The sequence below is a fragment of the Microbacterium psychrotolerans genome (assembly GCF_031085295.1).
In the GTDB taxonomy this organism is placed as follows: Bacteria; Actinomycetota; Actinomycetes; order Actinomycetales; family Microbacteriaceae; genus Microbacterium; species Microbacterium psychrotolerans.
This window is the reverse complement of record NZ_JAVFWO010000001.1, coordinates 48,213-68,100: the sequence shown is the minus strand read 5'-3', so window position 1 is coordinate 68,100 and position 19,888 is coordinate 48,213. Positions and strand designations below refer to the sequence as shown.

Sequence of the window (19,888 nt, the reverse complement as noted above, 5' to 3'; positions counted from 1 at the left end):
TCGCTCCACTGCGACCGCCGCCCCGATGTGACATCGTTCCCACATTGTAGCAAAGTCATCGTTCGTGACAAACGGCGGCGCGGATTCAGGCCTCGTCGAAGAGCTGGTCGAGCACGTGGCGGGCGAACTCCGCCTGGCCGGGAGGCTTGTTGGTGATCATGATGAGCGCTTTCCACAGCGCCCATCCGCGACCGCGCGCCCACGTGGCCTCGTCGACGGCGTAGTCCTTGCGGAACTGCTGCCGCGCAGCCGCGTGGAGCGACGTCCAGCGGAAGACGGTGTCGCATGCGGGGTCGCCCGCTCCGGAGCAGCCGAAGTCGATGACGGCGGCCAGGCCGCCGTCCCGCACGAGCAGGTTGTTGAGGGACACGTCGCCGTGGAACCACTGCGGAGGCCGCGAGAAGGGCGCGGCGAGCGCATCCCGCCAGATCCCTGCCGCGAGGTCGCGCTCGCGACCGTGCACGCGGAGCAGGATGTCGCCCATCTCGTCGTCCCAGTGCTCCAGCGGTCCGCCGCGGAACGCGCTGTGCAGGCCGGGGGTGGGCGCGCCCGCGGCATCCACCTCGCCGAGCCGCATCAGGAATCCCGCGAGGTCGGCTGCGAAGCGGCCCCAGTCCTCGACGGGCGTGACGGATGCCGGCTCCCCGGCCATCCAGCCGTACACCGACCACGGCGCGGGAAACAGGTCGCTCGGCTCGCCGATGCCCTGCACCACAGGGATCGGCAACGGGAGCGCCGGCGCCAGGCGCGCCAGCCACATCTGCTCCTTGCGCACCTGGGGCACGTAGCCGGGCGCGCTCGGCAGCCGGACGCTCAGGTTGCCGCCGAGGCGGAAGATGCGGTGGTCGTTGCCGCCGTTGCGCACCTGCCGCACGGGGCGGTTCCGCCACTGCGGGAATTGCTCGGCGATCAGGGCACGAGCGAGATTCTCGTCGATGCGCGCGGCGCCGATCGCGTCCGTCATCGCAGGCGCGTCACTTCCGGGGCGGGGCGATCGATCCACGGTCGACGAAGCGCGTCGGCATCACGATGGTCCGCACCGGCGCATCCGGCGACTCGAGACGCTCGAGCAATGCGCGAAGTGCCGTCGCGCCGAGGGCTCCGGCATCCTGGAATCTGGTCGAGACGCCCGGCTCGACCATGCTCATCCAGGGCGCGTCGTCGAAGCCGGCCAGGCTCACATCCGACGGGATGCCGAGCCCCAGCGCCGCCGCAGCGCGCCAGGTGCCCTCGGTGAGCACGTTGTTGGCCGCGAACACGGCGGTCGGGCGATCGGGACGCGAGAGGATGCGTTCGGCGGCGGCGCGGGCCTCGTCGGCATCCCATCCGGCCTGCACGATCAGCGACTCGTCCACCCGCACCTTGCGCGCGGCGAGCGCGTCGAGGTACCCGCGCTGGCGCTCCTCGCCGGTGGTCCACTCGGTCTCGTCGATCAGCAGCGCGATCCGCTCGTGACCGGCGGCGAGCAGCCGCGTGGTCGTGTCGCGCGCGGCGGCGCGGTTGTCGACGACGACCGCGTCGGTCTCTTCGGCGTCGAAGCGGCGGTCGACCTCGATCAGCGGCACGCCGATGCGGCTGAGGAAGCCGCTCAGCTCGCGCGAGACCGGCGTTGCGATGACGCCCGACACGCGGGACGCCACGAGAGCTTCGGCCGCCTGGAGTTCGTCCGCACTGTCGCCTCGGAGGTCGACCATCACGAGCGTGCGGCCGTGAGCGCGGGCTTCCTCGCCGATGCCCGAGGCCAGTTCGGCGTAGAAGACGTTGCGCAGGTCCGACACGAGGACGCCGACCGACCTGCTGGTGCGCTGCTTGAGGTCTCGCGCCGTGACGTCGACGACGTAGCCGAGCTCTTTCGCGACAGCGCGCACGCGCTCACGGACCTCGGGTGCGGCGTAGCCGTTCCCCGACAGCGCTCGCGAGGCCGTCGATCGTGAGACGCCGGCGGCGTCGGCGACCTCCCGGATGGTCGGGCGCGCGAACGGGGGGCGGCGCTCGGTCACTCGTCGCTCTTCATGGTCACCACGGGGCCTTCACGGTCGTCACGGGGCCTTCGCTACGTCGAGGAGCGCTTCGGCGTGCTGCCCGAGCAGCAGGTCGCCGATCGCGACGTCGATCGCGATCCGCTGCCGGCGCCCGGGGGACGCGGGGGTCACGGTCAGCTGCACAGAGGACTCCTCGCCGGGTTCGAGGTCGATCTCGAACTCTTCTCCGGACGAGCGCCAGCCTAGCGGGAGGACGGGGGTGATCCTGGCGCGCGCGGCCTGCGGCAGCGGATTGCGCACGCGCACGGAGTACGCGGCCGACTGGCCGGCGACGGCGTTCCGACGGTACGGGAGAATGCGGGCCGTCTGTCCCGAGGGGCCGATCGCCAGCGCGTCCTCGGGAAGGAGCCGCTCATGGAGGTCGTCGACGAAGCGCCCCGATTCGGAGAGGTAGGTCAGGTACTCCTCGTCGACCCACCGCGGATCCCAGTGACCGCTCGCCATGAGCCCCGGTCCGATCCGGCGGTACAGCTCGGCGCTGCGCACATAGTCGCCGAGGCGGAACAGGTTCCGGTACTGGTAGTTCATGATGTCGCGCCGGCCGTCGCGGCCGCCGAGACCCTCCTGCTGGTCACCGGTGAAGGCCACCCTCACGCCGTCGATCTGCATCTCGTACGCGACGGCGTAGAGGGTGTGCCCCGGCTGGTCGTGGGCCGTGATCGTGTACTCGTTCCACGTGAACGCCTCGCCGAGCGGCAGCACGCGGTCGGCGACGATGGGGTCGTACCACTGGCAGGGGAGGTCTTCGAGCCAGGGATCGGCCATCGTGGGCGCCACGTTCTCGGGGATCCAGAGCTCGGTCCCCTCGACGTCGCGCAGCAGGGGCATGCCGGCGATGTGGTCGTCGTGGTAGTGCGTCGGAAGCGCGACGCTGATGCGTGTCACGGCGTACAGCTCGCGCAGCGCGGGCAGCGAGGCGAGCCAGGGCCGCCGGGCGGCACGCTCCTGGCCGAGGACCAGGCCGGTCGTCATGTCGTAGCCGTAGTCGATGATGAGCGCCTCGCCCGTCTCCGACAGCACCACGTACGAGCACGACATCGCAGTGCGGTTCAGCAGCAGGTGCGGGGTGAGCGCGATGAACGGGTCCTCGAGGCGGGCGCGCAGATCCCACGGATACGAGCGCCGCGAGTCGACGTACTCCTGCATCGTCTGCGCGAGCAGCTCGAGCGCGTGGTCGGGGTCGCGCATGACGTCGCCGTGCGAGGGGGCTATCGCCGACAGGTGGTAGCGGTGCAGCAGCAGAGCGCTCAGCACGGTCATCGCCGGACCCTCGGTCTGCGTGTACGACCACTGCGTCGCCGCGAGCGACCACACCTTGCCCGGCGCGTAGACGAGGTCGCCCGTGAAGGCCAGGCGCTCCCCGTCCCGGTCGAGCAGGTAGCTCACCGAGCCGATGGTGTGGCCGGGCGTCGGCAGCACGAACAGTGCGACGCCGGCAGCCACGACCGTGCGGTACTCCGGCACGCTCGCGTGCACGGGCACCGACTCGAGGAGCGAGAACCGGTCCTGCCGCAGGTTGTAGTCGTTGTCGAGCTGGCGCCCCTCCCACATCTCCTCGACGCGGTCGAACAGCTCGCGCTCGACCGGCGGCACGTGGATGCGCGCACCGTGCGCGACCGCGAGAGGGAGCCCCTGCCCCTGGTCGCGATGGTGGTGCGTCATGAAGATGTCGGTGATGCGACGGATGCCGAGCTCGGCGAGGTGCGAGAGCGCCAGGCCCGATCCGAAGTCGATGGCGACGGCGTCGCGCTCGCCGGGCGGCGAGTCGGGGTCGACGACCAGGTAAACGTGGCACGTGTCGGCGATGCGCCAGACGCCGCGCGCGACCGCCGTCACGCTCATTCCAGTCTCTTCCGGTACTCGTCCCACGTGCGACCGATGAGCGAGAGGTGCTCGAGGTCGATCGGCTCATCCTCCCGCACCTGCTCGAGGTAGTACAGCGCGGGCACGCCCAGCCCCGCCTGCGCCTGGGCGTAGTCGAGCCATTCGGCGCGGTTGGGCATGGGCCACTGGTCGGTGTCTACCGGGTACCCCGGAAGCACGCCCGAGACGATCTCGAACCGGGCACGCAGCTGGGCCGCCACCGACACCGGGCGCCCGCTGACATCGTGCTCGAGCACATCGTTGGTGCGCACCATGTCGGTCACGTCGCCGAACGACGGGTGCACCGTGTGCGTGATGATCAGCGCATCGTGCTTGATGGCCTTGGCCGTGGCGCGGATGCGGGCGACGAGGCGGTGCAGCGCCGCCACTCCCCACACCCCGTCGCTGTCGGGCGCCGAGCGCAGCATCGTGCCGCTGGGCGCCCGCTGGGTGAAGTCCACCTTGAACCCGTCGGCGTTCAGGCCCTCGGGCGACAGGAGTCGCTCGATGATCGCGTCGAGGTGCGCGAGGTAGGCGGGGCTGCCCGGGTCGACGGCGATCGGCCGGCCCGCGGCATCCGTCACGCATTCCTCGGCCGGCAGCCCGGCAGGGTCCCACGCCTTCCACCACAGCAGCACGCGGCGTCCCTGGGCGTGCTGGCGGGCGATCCAGCCGCGAAGATCCGGCCACGCGTCGGCGTCGGGCTCGGCCGTGCCGTACTGCGCCTGCCAACGGTCGTCGATGACGACCGTGCCGGGGTCGAGGGATGCCGCGGCGAGCGTGGCGAGGAACTCGTCGTAGGTCTCCTGTCGGCAGAGATCCGGGGCCCAGCCGTCCTTGCCTGCGCGGGCGACCTGGGCGCCCCAACCGCAGAAGATCGGCTCGAGCCACCAGGGCTGGATCGACGGCGCGACCGCGGGTGCGCAGCCGGTGCGGACGAGGTCGTCGCGGTACAGCTCGAGCGCGTGCGCCGGCGAGTCGGCGGACCGCACGACCACCGTGGGCGATCGCCAGACGCCGGCGACCGGCGTGTGACCCTCGTGGACGAGACGCAGCAGTCCGCCGCCGTCGACGGGGTCGAAGCGCATCGTGGTGAAGCGGAGCATGTCGACCGGTGCACGCAGCCAGGTCGCCAGCCACGGGCCGGGGCCGGGGGTGAACGCGTCGGTGGCGGGGTCCCGGCCGAAGGCGAGGGCCAGCGGCGGCGGTGAGAAGACGCCGTTGAGACGCCCGGGGTCGGCGTCGCCGACCACGCCGAGCGAGGCGGCCGACCATACCGGGCGCACGAACGCGATGGGCTCGGTGGGGCTCGGCACGTAGAGCGACTGGGCATCGAAGCCCGAGCGGAAGGTGCCGCTGGCGCCGGTGGGCAGGATGCCGTCGCCCCCGAGGATCGTGACGTCGGTCAGCTCGCCGGTGCCGCGCGCCTCGAGCGTGATCTCGAGGGCGTCGGCCGTGCAGCGCAGCTCGAGCAGGCGCTCGTCCCACGCGCTGGACTCCGTGCGGATGATCACGACGAGGGCATCGGCCTCGGTGCGGACCTCGGGCTCGCCGATGCTCATGCTCTCGTCGCGGGCGGCGCGTGTGTGCGCGCTCGACAGGGCGCAGATGCGCATCCAGCGGGCGCCGTCGGCGTCGCTCAGTTCGAGGTAGGGCGACTTCACGAGACCGCCCGGGCCGGTTCGCCACGACAGCGAATAGCCGGCTCCGTGGATCGTCCGTCGACCGGAGTCACTCGTCAGCGAGGGAGTGGAGCTCATGCCTGACAGTCTATGTGATAACGTTCCCAGGTGCTCGACGCCGACACGATCTCCGGTTCCGTGCCCGTCATTCCGTTGCCCCGCAGCGTGGTCTCCGTCCCTGCCGACCCGCCGTCGCCTGCGCCGTTGGCGGTCGAGGAACGAGCGGCGCCCGAGCTGCCGCCCGAGGCCTACCGGCTCGACGTCGTCGACGGCCGCGCCGTGATCGAGGCATCCGATCGCCGAGGCTTCCGTCATGGGCGCACGACACTCGATGAACTCGCCGCCGCCTGCGACGGCAAGGTGCCGGCGCTGCGCATCGACGACGGCCCGGTGCTGCGCCACCGCGGGATCATCGAGGGCTTCTACGGCGAGCCGTGGTCGCACGAGGAGCGGCTGGCGGCGCTGGCGCTCGCCGGACGTCTGAAGCTCAACTCGTACGTCTATGCGCCGAAGGACGACCCGTGGCACCGCGAGCGCTGGCGCGAGCCGTACCCGGCGCCCGACCTCGAGCGTCTCGCGGAGCTCGCTCGCGTGGGTGCCGAGCGCGGTGTCGAGGTCGTGGTCGCGCTGCATCCGGCGGGTTCCATGGTCTTCTCCGACGACGCCGAGCATGCGCTGCTCGCCGCCAAGGCGGAACAGCTGCTGGATGCAGGCATCCCGGGCATCGCGCTGCTGTTCGACGACGTCCCCCAGGAGCCGAACCACGAGGCCGACCGCGAGCGCTTCGGCGCCGGCGCCGCAGCCCTCGGCACCGCGCACGCCGAGGCCGTGCGCCGGTTCGCGGATCGCGTGCTGCGCGCCCGGCGGCCGGGGACCGACCTGCTCGTCGTCCCGACCGACTATGCGGGCACCGCGTCGTCCGCCTACCGCACGGCCTTCGCCGCCGGACTCCCCGACGAGGCTCTGGTCTGGTGGACCGGCCGCGACATCGTCGTGGGCGAGATCACCCGCGACGACATCGACGCCGCTGCCGCCGTGTTCGGCGATCGCCTGCTGCTGTGGGACAACTTCCCCGTCAACGACTTCGACCGGGGCAGGGCGTTCCTCGGCCCGCTCGTGGGACGCACCCCCGACGTCGAGGGTTCCGCGCTCCACGGGGCGTGGTCGAACCCGATGGTGGAGTTCTGGCCCGGCTGCTTCGGCATCGCCGCCTTCGCCGACTGGGCGTGGAACCCGCGCGACTATGATCCCGACCGCGCCGCCGCGATCGCGCTGCGGTTGGTGGCGGGAACGGATGCCGCGGCCCTGGCGCCGCTCGTGCGCACGCTCTCGTCGTGGCCGCCGTCGGCGTCGATGGATCGGGACCTCGCCGCCGCGGTGCGGGCGGCTTCGAACGGCGGCGGGCCCGAGGCGCTGCGGGCACGGCTCGAAGAGCTGGCCGCGCTCGCCGACGTCGAGACCGAGCGGGAGCCGGCCCGGTCGCTGCAGCCGTGGCTCGCGGCGGCGGGCGACATGGGCGCGGCGGGGCTGGCCGCGCTCGATCACCTCGCCGGCGTCGTGCCGCGGAATGAGGCGGAGCGGGCTTTCGCGAAGGCCGAAGCCCACGAGGCGAAGGTCGCGACCGACGTCGTTCCCGAGTTCGTGCGCGGCGCGGTCGGTCGCTGACGGCCGGCCGGTGGTTGCCGGCCGCCGACCGCCGACCGCCGACCGCCGCCTCGCCATTGGCGCTGGCCGCCGGCCGCCGGCCGTCTGCCGTCGTGCGAGGGCCCTTTCGTCGCTGCGCGGCGGCGGCTTCACTGAGGGCATGACGAAGCGGGCCCCGGCGCCGTCGGGGACGCCAGTACGGGGGAGGCGAGGGGAGCGGCCATGGCGTTGACCGCCGGGACCGCGCGTGTGCCGATCACGCCGCCGATCGGCATCCCGCTCTCCGGCTTCGTGGGGCGCGGCGCGGCGACCGGAGTGCATGACGACCTCTGGGCCACCGCGCTCGTGCTCGCCGACGACCGTTCACCGGGCGACACCCGGCACGCCGTCGTGACCCTCGACCTCATAGGGCTCTACAGCGATGAGCTCGTGGCGGCGCTCAAGGAGTCGATTCGTACCGCCACCGGCATCTCGCCCGATCGTGTGTTCCTGTCGTGCAGCCACACGCACTACGGTCCGGTGGTCGGCGAGACGGGCGACATGCCCGGTGGGCAGGATCCGCTCGCGGCGACGTATCGAGGCCGGCTGAGCGACGCCGCCGCGCGCTGCGTGCGCGATGCCGACGCGGCCCGCGTCGCCGTCGGCGTGCGCGCCGGCCGGGGCGAAGTGCGGCTCGGCGTCAATCGCCGCAGGCCGGGGCCGAACGGTTCCATCGAGCTCGCCCCGAACCCCGGCGGTCACGTGGATCCCGAGCTCGCCGTGGTCTGCTTCGAGGCCGCCGACGGCCCAGCGCCCGCAGAGCGCGTCGCGACCCTGATCTCGTACGCGTGTCATCCGTCGTCGCTCGAGAGCTCCGTGCGCAGCATCAGCGCCGACTTCCCGGGCGTTCTTCGCGCCGACGTCGAGCGTGCGGTCGGGGGGCGGGCACTGTTCCTCCAGGGGGCGGCCGGCGACATCGATCCGCCCGACAAGAGGCCCGACTGGTCGTGGCCGCGACAGCTCGGCACGACGCTGGGCGTGGCGGCGGTCCAGATCGCAGGCGCTGCCCACGCGACCCCGTCCACGCCTCTGGCGTCGCGACGGAAGCGGGTCGCGCTCCCGCGCCGGGGCGCGGCATCCGTCAGCGAAGCCGAGACGGCCCTCGCCGACGTGCGGGCTGTCGTCGCCACGTCGGCGGTGGGAGACCCGGCGCAATGGTGGCACGAGCTGCGGATGTCGGAGGCCGCGGCAGTGCTGGCGGCGCTGCGCGACGGTCGCTCGCCGACGATCGACGCCGACATCTCCGTGCTGCGGATCGGCGATCTCGCCCTGGCGTTCGTGCCGGCGGAGCTGTTCAGCGAGCTGGGCGTCGCGATCAAGCAGCGGTCGCCCGCACCGATGACGCTCGTCGTCGGGTATACCGACGGTGCGCTCTGGTACGTGCCGACGCGGCGCGCGCACGAGGAGGGCGGCTACGAGGTCGTCGACGCCTGCCGCGTCGCGCCCGGCGCGGGCGAGGAGCTCGTCCACCGCGTCCTCGGATTGCTGCACGAGCTGTTCTGAGGCGGATGGTTCGGCACCGTGGGCGAGGCGGCGGCGCGCACGGCGTCGCGCGCGGGGCACAATCCGGGGGTCTCGCCGGCAGCGCCCCCCGGACTGTCGTCTATCAGCTCCCGGTATGCGACGCGGCGATGTCGAGGACCCACGTGACGCCGAACCGGTCGGTGAGCTGGCCGTACAGCGGCGCCCAGTCGGAGGGTGCGAGCGGCTGGAGGATGGTGGCGCCGTCGCTCAGCCTCTCCCACGAGGCCCCCAGTTCCTCGGGGTCGGTGCCGCGCACCGAGACGAAGAAGGCATTCTGTCCCTGATCCCACGGCAGGTGCGGGTAGACGTCGAACGCCATGATCCGGAAGCCGTTCGGTCCGGAGACCTGTCCCCAGACGACGTGGTCGGCGGTCTCGGGCGATGCCGCGCCCATGTCGGCGTACGTGATGACGACGAGCTCGCCGCCGAAGGCGGCACGGTAGAACTCCAGCGCCTCCCGCGCCGAGCCGCGGAAGTTGAGGTGAGGGGTGACGGCGATGGTCATGACGTTCCTTCGTTTCGATGTAATGGCGCCGCTGCGGCGCACGATCGATGGTTCCCTCCATAGAGGCCAGGTAGTGTCCGCTACTTGCGGGATGATCGTCGGATGCCGAAGACCTCGTCTCGCGTGCTCACCCTGCTGTCGCTGCTGCAGACGCGACGCGACTGGCCGGGACGTGCGCTGGCGGAGCGGCTGGACGTGAGTGCGCGCACGGTGCGGCGTGACGTCGACCGGCTGCGTGAGCTGGGCTACCGGATCCGTGCCTCGAAGGGTCCCGACGGCGGATACCGGCTCGAGGCCGGCGACGAGCTGCCTCCGTTGCTGTTCGACGACGAGCAGGCGGTGGCGCTGTCGGTCGCCCTGCAGGCGGCGGCGCTGTCCGCCGCCGGTATCGAGGAGGCCGCGCTGCGAGCGCTCACGTCGGTGCGTCAGGTGATGCCGGTGCGGCTGCGGCATCGTCTGGAGGCGCTGCGATTCACGACGGTGGTCGACGCCGCCGTGCCGGTGGCCCAGGACACGCTCGTCGAGGTGTCGGCGGCGATCCGGGCCTGCGAAGAGCTGCGATTCGATTACGCACGGGTCGGCGACCGGCCGGGCGCTGATCTCTCGCCCGTCCCGCGACGCGTTCAGCCGCACCACCTCATCGCCGCCCAGGGGCGTTGGTATCTCATCGGATGGGATGCCGGGCGCGAGGACTGGCGCGTCCACCGCGTCGACCGGATGACGTTGCGATCGCACCGCGGGGCGCGCTTCACTCCGCGCGTCGTGCCCGGCGGCGATTCCCACGCGTTCCTGCGCGGCCGCTTCCGCGGCGCGACGGACGGTGAGAAGTGGCCCTGCCGAGGCAAGGTGGTGCTGCGGGCGCCCGCGTCGCGGGTCATCCCGTTCGTTTCCGACGGCGTCGTCGAGCCCGTCGGCGCCGACTCCTGCCTCGTCGAGCTGGGCGCGTGGTCGTGGGGTGCGCTGGCGGCGCTGCTGCTGCGCTTCGAGGTGGACGTCGAGGTGGTCGAGCCGCCCGAGCTGACGGCCGCCTTCGCCGAGATCGGACAGCGCGTGTCGATCGCCGCGGGTGGAGAGCGACGGGGCGAGAGAAGTCCGCAGGGCTCGGCATCCGCTGTCTGACATCGCTTCCGCCATCCAGGTCTTCCCCCTCAACCCCCTCACCGACTCATCCGCTCCCGTGTGCGGCGAGCCGGTCCGCTCTTCGCGTCGGGGACTTCGTCGCCGGCCGCCATCGCCTGGCCGCATCCCGCTAACTGACCTGGTCAGCATCCTCTTGCGGCTGTGGATATCCGTCCCGAAACGGCGATCTCGCCTGACCTGTGGCGGAGGTCCCGTGCCGGGCGCCGGCATCCGTCCGCCGGCACCCCCCTGTCAAAGCCGGGCCGCGAGCACGACGCCCTGCGGGTGCTTCTCGAAGGCGCCGCGGGCGTCGCGATCGAGCACCGCGGTGACGCGGAAGCCGGCGGTGCCCAGGGCATTCCGCACGTACGGCGTGTGGTGGAGGTAGGCGACGAGGTCGACGTCGTGTCCATAGGGCTTGTCGAGGCGCCGCTGTCCGGTGCCCGCCTGGTAGCCGAGCAGCAGAGTTCCACCGGGGCGGAGCACCCGGTGGAACTCGTCGAAGACGGTCGCGAGCCGGTGCGGCGGCGTGTGGATGGTCGAGTACCAGGCGAGGACCCCGTCGAAGCGCTCGTCCGCGAAGGGAAGCACGGCGTTGTCGGCGGCGACGAGCTCGAGAGCCGGGTGCCGCGACCGGGCCTCGGCGAGCATCGCGGGGGACAGATCACTGCCGGCGATCACCAGCTCGGGGTCGAGAGCACTCAGGTGGCTGATCATGCGGCCGGTGCCGCAGCCGGCGTCGAGCACCGCGGCCGGTCGCTGCGGGATCGACTCGACGAAGTGCTGCACCATCGCGAGCTCGGGAGCCGCTTCGTACCGCGTATCGGGCAGCATCTCGGCGTAGCTGACCGCCACTTCGTCGTAGGCGGCCCGGGTGTGCTGCACAGTCTGTTCGGTCACCTCGGAATGGTAGTGCGCTCCGGCTCACGGATGCCGGGCGCACCGCCGTCGCCCTCGACCTCGGCTGTCACCCGGTCAACGAGACCGCCGCGCCGTCGAGAGTGATCTCGAAGTCGGGGTCGTCGAACCGCACGCGCAGCACGGCCTCGTGCCCGCTCCCGCGCCAGCGCAACAGCAGGGATGCGTCGTCCGGCGCCTCCCACGAGAACTCCCCATCGAACACCGGATGCCGCCGCAGCGCAGCGAGCGCGAGCTGGCCGCGCGTGACGTCAGTGGCGAGCGCACGGCGGATCTCATCGGGCGTGTAGACGTGCCGGTTGACGTCGCGGCCCTGACCTGTCCGCGCGAACAGCGCGGTGTCGTCCTCGCCGCCCAGCACGCCGACGTAGTAGAACTGCGGCTCGCCGGGCAGGAAGATCTGCACGGCGCGGGCCAGCAGCATCCGTCTCGTGTCGCGCCCGAGCACGCTGAAGAACGTCGCGTTGATCTGGTGGGGGAGGGTCAACCACGCGGGGATGACGGATGCCGCCGACGAATGTCCGCCCGTCGCGTCGTGGGCGTGACGGAAGACTTCGGCCATCTCAGCGTGCGACAGCAGCCCGGGGCGGTCGCCCGACGGGCCCGCGTCGATGACGCCGATGCCGTCGTGCGTGTCGAGTACGGTGACCGCATTGGCCGGACGGATGCCGAGCCACGACGCCAGCCGATCACTCCGGCCGGTTCCCAGCGCGTGCAGGAGCAGTGGCGGAAGGGCGAAGTCGTAGACGAGGTCCACGAGCGGAGCGATCGCCTGTTGCTGCGAGTAGTGGGCGTGGACCTCCACGAGCACGCGCATGCCGCGCTCGCGGATGAGCGCGGCCGCTTGGGCCACGAAGTCGAGCGTCTCGGGCGTCATGAACGAGTCGGTTCCCGGCGTCTTCACCGCGTAGCCCACGGCATCCAGTCGCACCGTGCCGACCCCGCCTGCCGCGAGGGTGTCGGCCAGCCGCTCGAGGTAGGCAAGGCCCGCGGGATGCGTGACGTCGATGTCGATCTGCGACGGCATGAAGGTGGTCCACACCAGCCGCCGCGTGCCGTCGGCGCCGCGATAGGGCGTGAAGGGCAGCCCAGGACGCGGCCGGTAGAAGGCGGTGATGTCGGCCTCGCTCGCGCGGTCCGGGAACACCCGGTCGAAGGTGAGGAACATCCCGTCGTGCGGTGAGGCCGTTCCGCGTGCGAGCCAGTCCTCGAACTCGGCCGAGCGGTTCGAGACGTGGTTGACGATGAGATCGGCCGTCACCTCGCGGGCGGCGGCGATGCCGCGGATGTCGTCCCACGAGCCGAGCCGAGGGTCCACCGCGGTGTGATCGATCGGGTCGAAGCCGGTGTCGTCGCCGTCGAACGGCGTGAAGAAGGGCAGCACGTGCGCCCCGGTGAACACCGAGAGCTCGTTCGACAGCAGGCGGTCGAGTCCCGGCAGATCACCCGCCAGGCGATCCGCGTACGTGAGAAGTGAGACGCCGCTCATTGCGGCAGGCTCTCGACGAACCGCGTGGCGCCCGACTCGGGAGAGGTGAGCACGCGGGCGTCGTCGCCGGCTCCGCTCGCCATCGACGCCTGCGCCAGCACGATGACGTCGACGTCGCCGGCATCGGCGATCGCCTCCGCGATGAGCCGGTCGTGCCGGGCAAGGTCCCCTGCGGCTCGCGCATCGGCTGCATCGGTCACGACCTGCGCCGTCACCTCGACCACCGACCCGCCGACCGCCGAGCCCACATCCGGTGACCCCGCGGCCGCCGAGCCCACATCCGCCGCCCCGGCGGCCGTCGTCAACCCCTCGCCCGCCGCGCCCGCGGCCGTCTGCACCAGCCGGCTCGTGGGTCCGAGCGTCGCCGCCAGCGTCGCTAGCACGAGGATGCGTCCCCGCCCCGCGCGCGCCCGGCGCACGGCCTCGGCCGCCATCGCCGCGTCGACGCGTACCAGTGGCACGCCCACGGCGGCCGCGGCATCCGTCGCCGCTTCGCCGATCGACGAGCAGGTGACGAGCACGGCGGTCGCCCCCGCCTCGCGGAGTGCGCCGAGGTGGGTGCGCAGGTCGGCGGAGACGTCATCGGTGATGCCGTTCGCGACGGCTCGCGACAGCAGCGACGGATCGGCGGTGTGCACGATGTCGAGGTCGTCGCGTCGCCGGGTGAGCAGCCCGTGGAACACCGGCACGAGCGCGGGAACCGTGTGCAGCACGCCGACGCGCACGATCACGCCTCCTGCCAGGGCCGTGCCGTCTCGTCGACGATGTCGCCGAGCACCTTCAGGCGGTCCACCGAACGCGCCCGGAGGTCGCTCCGCACGTCGGAACTGCCGACGACATCGCTCCACAGCGCGCGGCCGGCGAGGAAGCCGCTGGCGCCCTCGAGGCAGGCCGCCCGCACCGCGTCGGCGAAGCGGTCCCGCTCGACGCCCTGCGACAGCACGACCCATGGGCCCGACATGCAGGCGTTGAGCTCCGCGCTCGCCGCCCGCTGCTGCGCCTCGTCGCCGGTGCCCGCCAGCGGGACCTGCGCCTTGTAGAGGTCGGGGTGAAGGTCGGCCAGCTCGCGGGCGGCCTCACGGATGGCGGCATCCGTGTCGAAGTCGGTCTCGCCCGGCGCAGCGCGCACGACCGGCTCGAGCACCGAGAGCACCCCGTGCTCGCGCGCGACGTCGATGAAGCGCGAGGCGAGGGCGACGCGGGCTTCGCGGCGCTCGTCGCGGCGCCAGATGAGCAGCAGCTTGAGCGCGTCGACGCCCTCGGGGAGGGCGGCGATCGCCTCCTCGTCGAGTGCGGTGTCTTCGACGGGACCGCCGTCGGCCTGGTCGAGCGCATCGACCGCGAGGATCAGCCCCGTCGACGCCGGGACAGCCGCGCTGACACGATCGAAGCCGAACTGCCGGTCGGCGAGGAAGCCCGAGGCGTGCGGGCCGAGCTCCTCGGCGACGGCGACCTTGAAGTCGATCAGCACGTCGTCGGCGGGCCGGCCGTGGCCGGCGAGGTCGAACATGTGGCGCAGGCTCTCGCGCTGGTCCATCGCGACCATGGCGAATGCGCCCGTCGGACGGGCGATGGCGTCGAGGGTGGTCATGAGTCTCCTTCGGTGGCGGCGTGGAGGAACCGCCGGTAGGCGTGGTCGAGGTGCGGTGCCTGCGCCGGCGCGACGGCTTCGCGCGCGAGCGACACCGTGTCGGATGCCGCGCCGGCGCGGACGGCGGCGAGCAGAGCGGCGCCGGCGGCGACCGGTTCGGTCGTGGCAGCTCGGAAGGCGGGGGTGCCGGCAGCGGCGGTGAGCGGCGCCCACGCGGGGATCCGGTCGGCGAGCGAGCCGAGCACCGTGACGTCGCGGGCGGGGGAGCCGGCGAGGGCGTCGATCGTCTCGCGCATCCAGCGGGCCTGGAAGACGAGCCCCTCGAGCACGGCGCGCGCGCGAGTCGTCGGGTCAGCGGCGGCGCCGCGCACGGCGACGCGGGCGCCCGGGTGGGGGACGGGGCACTGCCGGCCGGACGGGTACGGCAGCACGGTCATCGACGTCGCGGGCCACGGGTCGGCGGGAAGCGAGGCGAGCCGGGCGCGCACGCCGTCGCCGTCGTGCGCGCCATCCCACCACTCGAGCATCGCGCCGCAGGCGCGGCTGCCGCCGAGGATGGTGAGCGCGGAGCCGTCGACGGTGCGCCCGATGGCGAACCCGTCTGCCACGGCTCTCGCGGTGATGCCCGATGTCTCGCGGCGGCGGGACGCGCTCGCATCGCGCCCGGCGCCTGCAGTCGCGTTGAGGTCGTCGGTCACCCGTACGACCGCTTCTGCGGTGCCGAGGGAGTCCGCCACGGCGCCGGGCGTGCGGACGCCTGCGGCCCACGCCCCGACGGCATGATCGTGTCCCGCGATGTACACCGGGATGCCGCGCCCCAGCCCGAACGCCTCGGCGGCGTCGGAGGTGACGGCGACCGGCTCGCCCGGCGCGCGAAGCTCCGGCAGGATGCGGACGTCGATGCCGACGGTGTCGAGCACCGCGGCATCCCATGCGTCGCCGCGCCCGCCCGCCAGCATCGTGCGGGCGGCGAGGGTGTGGTCGGTCGCGCGCACGTCGGTGAGTGCGTGGGCGACGAGGTCGGCGACGCCGGCCCAGTGCCGCACGGCAGTGAAGACCTCGGTGTTCTCGCGGCGCAGCGCCGCGAGCGCGACCGCCGCCGGCTTGGTCGTCGCGGGAAGCCCGGTGCGGGAGGGCAGATCCGGATGCCGCGCGAGCAGGTCGTCGAGATGGCGCGGGTCGACCGGCCGATCCCAGCGCAGCAGCGGCGTCAGGGGAGTGCCGTCCGCGCCCAGAGCCGCGCCGCTCTCGGCCATGGAGGCGATGCCGAGGGCCGCGATCGGCCGGTTCGCCGCCGAGACGCAGGCGCGGAGGAGCGCTGCCGTGGTCGCGACCAGTTCGACCGCATCGGTGGGCGTGGACGCCCGGGCGACATGCAGGACGATGACGTCGTCGGCCACGTCGACGAGGACGGCCTTCGTCGACGTGCTCCCGATGTCCAATCCCAGGACGAGTGTCACGGACCTAGTTTGTGACATTTTGAACAGATTTGCCAAATGTGTTCGATAATCATCAGGATCGAGAGCACGCGGAAGGAGCGACCATGCGGTACGCGGGAGCGCCGGAACGGCGCGCAGAACTCGAACGCCTCGTCGCCGACGGCGGCTACATCTCGTCGGCCGACGTCGCCCAGCGCCTCGGCGTCTCGGAGATGACGGTGCGGCGCGACCTGCGCCTCCTGGAGGAGGAAGGGGTCCTGCGCCGCGTGGCGGGAGGGGCCACGATCGCGTCGGCCGGAGTGCCGTTCGAGCGCCGCGACGCGGTCGGGGCTGCCGAGAAGCGCGCCATCGCCCGGCTCGCCGCGGTGGAGGCGCAGGGTGCCGAGGTGGTCGCTCTCGATGCGGGGACCACTGTCGCCGCCGTCGCACCGCTGCTGCAGGGCTGCACGATCGTCACCCACTCCCTCCCGGTGATCGAGACCCTCGCGCGCGAGCCCGAGCCTCGACTCATCGCCGCGGGCGGCCACTATCAGCCCGACACCCGGTGCTTCGCCGGACCCATCGCCGAAGAGGCGCTTCAGGGGGTGAGGTGCGACGTCGCGCTGCTGTCGGCGACGGCGGTCGGGCTCGGCGGTCTCTGGGGCACGAATGTGCTGGATGCGGCGATCAAGCGGCTGCTCGCCCGCCAGTCGGCACGCGTCGTGCTGCTTGCCGACGCCGGCAAGCTCGGCAAGACGTCCGTCGTGCGCATCGCCGCCCTCGACGCCGTGGACCTCCTCATCACCGACGCCCGCGCCGATCGCGACGTCCTGGCAGGGCTCGAGGCGGCGGGTATCGCCGTGAGGATCGCCGAATGACCGTCGAGCTCGGCGTCATCGCCGACGACATCACCGGTGCGTGCGACGTCGCCGCCGGCGTGACCGCCGTCGGCCTCGGGACCGAGGTGCGGCTGGGGGTTCCCGATCCTGATGTTCCCGCCTCGGAGGAATGCGTGATCGTGGCGCTGAAGTCGCGCACCGCTCCGCCCGCGCAGGCGGTCGGCGAGAGCGCGGCGGCCGCGCGGCTCCTCCGCTCGTGGGGCGCACGGCGGCTGTACCAGAAGTACTGCTCGACGTTCGACTCCACCGAGCGTGGCAACATCGGCCCCGTCGCCGATGCGCTCCTGGAGGAGACGGGTGCCGGTGCCTCCGTCGGCACGCCGGTGACTCCCGCCGTGGGGCGCACCATGCATCGGGGTCATCTGTTCGTCGGGGACCGGCTGCTGTCGGAGTCCTCGCTCGCCCAGCATCCCCTCACCCCCATGCGCGATCCCGACCTGGTGCGCGTGCTCGGCCGGCAGACGCCGCATCGGGTCGGCCTCGTGTCGATAGAAGAGGTGCGCTCCGGTCCGGACGCGGTCGCCGACGCCCTCCGCATGCTCCGTGCCGACGGGGTGCGTCACGTCCTCCTCGACGCAGTGACCGATGAGGACCTGGATGCCGCAGCCGCCGCCGTGGCGGCATCCGACGATCTGGTGCTGGGAGGGGCGGCGGGACTCGCCGTCGCCCTCGCCCGGCGGCTCGCCTCGGGGCCGGCACCCGCCGTGGCGCCTCCGCCGCCCGGCCGGGCGCTGATCCTCTCGGGAAGCGGGTCCGAGCGCACGCGCGCACAGGTCGCCGCGCACACCGGACCGCGCTGGGATCTGGATGTCGACGCCCTTGCCGTCGACCCGGACGCGGCCGTCGCGGACGCGCTCGCCTTCATCGACGCCACCTTCGCCGACGCCAGGCACGTCGGCAGCACGCCGCTGGCTTCCCGTGCCGTCCCCCTCGTCTCGGCGACCGCCGAGCCCGCTGCCGTAGCCCACGTGCAGGAGCGCTGGGGGCGTGAGCGCGCCGCAGGCCTTGTCGAGGACGCCTTGTCACGCATCGCCGTTGCGGCGATCGCCGATTGCGATGTGCGGCGGATCCTGGTCGCCGGAGGCGAGACCTCAGGAGCCGTCGCCGCCGCGCTCGGGGTGTCGACCCTTCGCGTGCGCCGGGTCGCTGCGCCGGGGGTGCCGTGGACGACGGCCGCGGACGCTCGGGGCCGCGTGCTCGACCTCTGTTTCAAATCCGGCAACTTCGGCGGAACCGACTTCTTCGCCGCAGCCTTCGAGGAGGACCGATGAACGCCCAGGACCTTGTCGACGCCTGCCGTGCTGTGGCGGCGGCGGGGCTGTCGCCCGGCAGCTCGGGGAATGCCAGTGTGCGGGTCGGCGACCGCATCCTCATCACCCCCACGGGCTCGTCGCTACGTCGGCTGACGACCGACGACATCGCCGAGCTGCGTCTCGACGGCACCCCGGTGGCGGGTCCCGCGCCGACGAAGGAGTGGGGCCTCCACGTGGCGGCGTACCAGGTGCGCCCGGACGCCCAGGCCGTGATCCATCTGCACTCACGGGCGGCGACCGCCGTGTCGTGCCTGGTCTGTGCGCCCGGCGCCGATCCGCTGCCCGCGTACACGCCTTACCGGCTGCGCACATTGGGCCGCGTGCGACTCGTGGACTACGCGCCACCCGGTTCGGCAGCGCTCGCAGACGGCGTCGCGCGCGCGGCCACGGATGCACACGTCATGCTGCTCGCCAACCACGGAAGCGTGGTCTGCGCCGCCGATCTGCTCCGCGCGGTCGACCTGTGCGAGGAGCTCGAGGCGGCCGCCGAACTCGCCCTCGCCCTCGACCGCCGGGAGGCGCGGCAGCTTGATCCCGCGACGGCCTGGGGCTGATCGACCGACGGTGCGCCTGCACGCTCAGCGAGAACACGCGGTCGCGCGTCGCGACGCCGATGCGGCTGCCGACGCGGGAAAGCCCGCGTCCCTCGGAAGGTGACGCGGGCTTTCCCGGTGGGTCGGATGCCGACGAACCCCACGGTCCAGAATCCGGAGCGGACGACGGGGAGGATCAGCCCTGCGGGATAGGTCGTGAAGGCCGCAGCCGCGCCCGCCACGTCTGCACGCGACCCCGCCAGGCCCGGAGGCGAGGTCGCCGTGCGTCGCCCCGCTCCTCGCGGCGAGCGAGGATCATGTGGCGGCGCGCGGCGTCGCGACTGACCTGACGGCTGTCGGGCAGAAGCCCCTCGTACATCAGCGGATGCAGCATGGTCTGCCCCTAACGACGGGTCGCGGTGACGATGAGGTACTCCCACGACATGACGCCGTCGTGGAAGAACCGGTCCGCGAGCGCAGCCATCTCCGCGTCGAGGGCGGAGACCTTCTCGGGATCGTCGGCGATGAACCGGTAGACCGCGATCGTCGGGCCGTAGTTCGCCTTGAAGAAGTCGCGCAGCTGCGCCCCGTCGACGAACCGGTCGACCCGCAGGTTCTGCTGGTGCGCGACGAGGTCGTCGACGCGGTCGCCGAAGAGTTTCCGGACGTGCTCGACGCTGCCCCACAGCGGCGCAGGTGAGGCACCGGCCGGCGGCGGCGGCGCGTACGGCTTCATGGTGGCGAAGAGCTGTCCGATGAAGCCGTTCGGCGTCCAGCTGAGCACCCCGATCGTTCCGCCGGGACGGCAGACGCGGACGAGCTCATCGGCCGCCAGCTCATGATGTGGTGCGAACATCACGCCGATGCTCGACATGACGACGTCGAAGTCGCTGTCCGCGAACGGCAGCGCCTCGGCATCGGCGGTCTGCCACGTCAGGTCGACTCCCTGCTCCTCTGCCGCGGCCCGGCCGACGGCGAGGAGCTCCGGCGTGAGATCGGTGGCGACGACCTGGGCACCGCGCAGCGCGGAGGGGATCGCCGATGTGCCAGTGCCGGCGGCCACGTCGAGAACGCGCTGCCCCGGGCGGACATCGATCGCCTCGACGAGGATGCCGCCGAGTGCGTGCACGACTTCCTCGACGACGGTGGGATAGCTTCCGCTTGCCCACATCGCAGCGTGCTTCGCCTTGAGTGCGCGGTCCTCATCAGTCGCCGTCAACGTGTTGGTGCGGGAAAAGGATGACATCTGGTTCCTCCTATGGGTGGTTGATGTCACAACGGTAGGAACGGCCTACCTCTCATCACATCG

At 72.4% G+C, this 19,888-nt stretch carries 17 protein-coding genes; 6 read left to right on the top strand and 11 right to left on the bottom strand.

The genetic code is table 11. The features are described 5' to 3' along the window. Positions 1–85: 85 nt before the first annotated feature. Genes Q9R08_RS00305 through Q9R08_RS00290 form a run of 4 tightly spaced genes read right to left on the bottom strand, consistent with a single transcriptional unit; the run spans position 86 to position 5,665 of the window. Positions 86–964, bottom strand: coding sequence for an aminoglycoside phosphotransferase family protein (locus tag Q9R08_RS00305; RefSeq protein WP_308865800.1), 879 nt, complete (start codon positions 962–964; stop codon positions 86–88). A gap of 10 nt (positions 965–974) precedes the next feature. Further along, a complete protein-coding gene (locus tag Q9R08_RS00300) occupies positions 975–2,000 on the bottom strand; it encodes a LacI family DNA-binding transcriptional regulator (RefSeq protein ID WP_308865799.1) in 1,026 nt (341 codons plus the stop codon). Positions 2,001–2,039: 39 nt separating this feature from the next. After that, positions 2,040–3,884, bottom strand: a complete 1,845-nt coding sequence (locus Q9R08_RS00295) for an MBL fold metallo-hydrolase (protein WP_308865798.1) — start codon at positions 3,882–3,884, stop codon at positions 2,040–2,042. Next, the gene (locus Q9R08_RS00290; RefSeq protein ID WP_308865797.1) at positions 3,881–5,665 is read right to left on the bottom strand and encodes an alpha-galactosidase; all 1,785 of its coding nucleotides are present in this window, start codon (positions 5,663–5,665) and stop codon (positions 3,881–3,883) included. Before Q9R08_RS00290 ends, Q9R08_RS00295 begins: the two co-directional genes overlap by 4 nt. A gap of 30 nt (positions 5,666–5,695) precedes the next feature. Here Q9R08_RS00290 and Q9R08_RS00285 point away from each other — a divergent pair, with 30 nt between their 5' ends. Together Q9R08_RS00285 and Q9R08_RS00280 are read left to right on the top strand one after the other, a co-directional pair. Further along, positions 5,696–7,252 carry a beta-N-acetylglucosaminidase domain-containing protein gene (locus Q9R08_RS00285; RefSeq protein ID WP_308865796.1) on the top strand — a complete coding sequence of 519 codons (1,557 nt, stop codon included), beginning with the start codon at positions 5,696–5,698 and terminating at the stop codon, positions 7,250–7,252. A gap of 201 nt (positions 7,253–7,453) precedes the next feature. Further along, positions 7,454–8,773, top strand: a complete 1,320-nt coding sequence (locus Q9R08_RS00280; RefSeq protein ID WP_308865795.1) for a hypothetical protein — start codon at positions 7,454–7,456, stop codon at positions 8,771–8,773. Between the two features lie 103 nt (positions 8,774–8,876). Here the strand turns inward: Q9R08_RS00280 and Q9R08_RS00275 are convergent, their stop codons facing one another. Then, on the bottom strand, positions 8,877–9,299 hold the full coding sequence (locus Q9R08_RS00275; protein ID WP_308865794.1) for a VOC family protein: 423 nt from the start codon (positions 9,297–9,299) through the stop codon (positions 8,877–8,879). Positions 9,300–9,401: 102 nt separating this feature from the next. Between Q9R08_RS00275 and Q9R08_RS00270 the strand changes: the two genes are divergently transcribed. After that, positions 9,402–10,418 carry a helix-turn-helix transcriptional regulator gene (locus tag Q9R08_RS00270; RefSeq protein WP_308865793.1) on the top strand — a complete coding sequence of 339 codons (1,017 nt, stop codon included), beginning with the start codon at positions 9,402–9,404 and terminating at the stop codon, positions 10,416–10,418. 252 nt (positions 10,419–10,670) lie between these two features. Here the strand turns inward: Q9R08_RS00270 and Q9R08_RS00265 are convergent, their stop codons facing one another. From Q9R08_RS00265 to Q9R08_RS00245, 5 genes are all read right to left on the bottom strand, one after another. Beyond that, complete coding sequence (locus Q9R08_RS00265; protein ID WP_308865792.1) at positions 10,671–11,318, bottom strand: class I SAM-dependent DNA methyltransferase; 648 nt, start codon at positions 11,316–11,318, stop codon at positions 10,671–10,673. Positions 11,319–11,385: 67 nt separating this feature from the next. Further along, on the bottom strand, positions 11,386–12,825 hold the full coding sequence (locus Q9R08_RS00260; protein WP_308865791.1) for an alpha-amylase family glycosyl hydrolase: 1,440 nt from the start codon (positions 12,823–12,825) through the stop codon (positions 11,386–11,388). After that, entirely contained in the window at positions 12,822–13,550 is a 729-nt protein-coding gene (locus Q9R08_RS00255) for a hypothetical protein (protein ID WP_308865790.1), read from the bottom strand. Before Q9R08_RS00255 ends, Q9R08_RS00260 begins: the two co-directional genes overlap by 4 nt. Positions 13,551–13,552: 2 nt before the next feature. Beyond that, on the bottom strand, positions 13,553–14,416 hold the full coding sequence (locus Q9R08_RS00250) for a hypothetical protein (RefSeq protein ID WP_308865788.1): 864 nt from the start codon (positions 14,414–14,416) through the stop codon (positions 13,553–13,555). Beyond that, on the bottom strand, positions 14,413–15,876 hold the full coding sequence (locus Q9R08_RS00245) for an FGGY family carbohydrate kinase (RefSeq protein WP_308865786.1): 1,464 nt from the start codon (positions 15,874–15,876) through the stop codon (positions 14,413–14,415). The genes Q9R08_RS00250 and Q9R08_RS00245 overlap by 4 nt, the downstream gene beginning before the upstream one ends. A gap of 83 nt (positions 15,877–15,959) precedes the next feature. Between Q9R08_RS00245 and Q9R08_RS00240 the strand changes: the two genes are divergently transcribed. Genes Q9R08_RS00240 through Q9R08_RS00230 form a run of 3 tightly spaced genes read left to right on the top strand, consistent with a single transcriptional unit; the run spans position 15,960 to position 18,600 of the window. Then, on the top strand, positions 15,960–16,712 hold the full coding sequence (locus Q9R08_RS00240; RefSeq protein ID WP_308865785.1) for a DeoR/GlpR family DNA-binding transcription regulator: 753 nt from the start codon (positions 15,960–15,962) through the stop codon (positions 16,710–16,712). Beyond that, entirely contained in the window at positions 16,709–18,004 is a 1,296-nt protein-coding gene (gene otnK / locus Q9R08_RS00235) for a 3-oxo-tetronate kinase (RefSeq protein WP_308865784.1), read from the top strand. The genes Q9R08_RS00240 and otnK overlap by 4 nt, the downstream gene beginning before the upstream one ends. Further along, positions 18,001–18,600: a class II aldolase/adducin family protein gene (locus Q9R08_RS00230; RefSeq protein ID WP_308865783.1), complete on the top strand. Its 600-nt coding sequence runs from the start codon at positions 18,001–18,003 to the stop codon at positions 18,598–18,600. The genes otnK and Q9R08_RS00230 overlap by 4 nt, the downstream gene beginning before the upstream one ends. A gap of 382 nt (positions 18,601–18,982) precedes the next feature. On the opposite strand, the gene Q9R08_RS00225 is transcribed toward Q9R08_RS00230, so the two are convergent. Next, complete coding sequence (locus Q9R08_RS00225) at positions 18,983–19,825, bottom strand: class I SAM-dependent methyltransferase (protein WP_308865782.1); 843 nt, start codon at positions 19,823–19,825, stop codon at positions 18,983–18,985. Positions 19,826–19,888 lie beyond the last annotated feature (63 nt).

What these genes read in the sequence shown, in the direction of transcription:
- Q9R08_RS00275 (WP_308865794.1), bottom strand. Translation starts at nt 9,299, where the DNA reads ATGACCATCGCCGTCACCCCTCACCTCAACTTCCGCGGCTCGGCGCGG.
- Q9R08_RS00225 (WP_308865782.1), bottom strand. Translation starts at nt 19,825, where the DNA reads ATGTCATCCTTTTCCCGCACCAACACGTTGACGGCGACTGATGAGGAC.
- Q9R08_RS00260 (WP_308865791.1), bottom strand. Translation starts at nt 12,825, where the DNA reads ATGAGCGGCGTCTCACTTCTCACGTACGCGGATCGCCTGGCGGGTGAT.
- otnK (WP_308865784.1), top strand. Translation starts at nt 16,709, where the DNA reads ATGACCGTCGAGCTCGGCGTCATCGCCGACGACATCACCGGTGCGTGC.
- Q9R08_RS00295 (WP_308865798.1), bottom strand. Translation starts at nt 3,884, where the DNA reads ATGAGCGTGACGGCGGTCGCGCGCGGCGTCTGGCGCATCGCCGACACG.
- Q9R08_RS00270 (WP_308865793.1), top strand. Translation starts at nt 9,402, where the DNA reads ATGCCGAAGACCTCGTCTCGCGTGCTCACCCTGCTGTCGCTGCTGCAG.
- Q9R08_RS00250 (WP_308865788.1), bottom strand. Translation starts at nt 14,416, where the DNA reads ATGACCACCCTCGACGCCATCGCCCGTCCGACGGGCGCATTCGCCATG.
- Q9R08_RS00305 (WP_308865800.1), bottom strand. Translation starts at nt 964, where the DNA reads ATGACGGACGCGATCGGCGCCGCGCGCATCGACGAGAATCTCGCTCGT.
- Q9R08_RS00230 (WP_308865783.1), top strand. Translation starts at nt 18,001, where the DNA reads ATGAACGCCCAGGACCTTGTCGACGCCTGCCGTGCTGTGGCGGCGGCG.
- Q9R08_RS00280 (WP_308865795.1), top strand. Translation starts at nt 7,454, where the DNA reads ATGGCGTTGACCGCCGGGACCGCGCGTGTGCCGATCACGCCGCCGATC.
- Q9R08_RS00240 (WP_308865785.1), top strand. Translation starts at nt 15,960, where the DNA reads ATGCGGTACGCGGGAGCGCCGGAACGGCGCGCAGAACTCGAACGCCTC.
- Q9R08_RS00290 (WP_308865797.1), bottom strand. Translation starts at nt 5,665, where the DNA reads ATGAGCTCCACTCCCTCGCTGACGAGTGACTCCGGTCGACGGACGATC.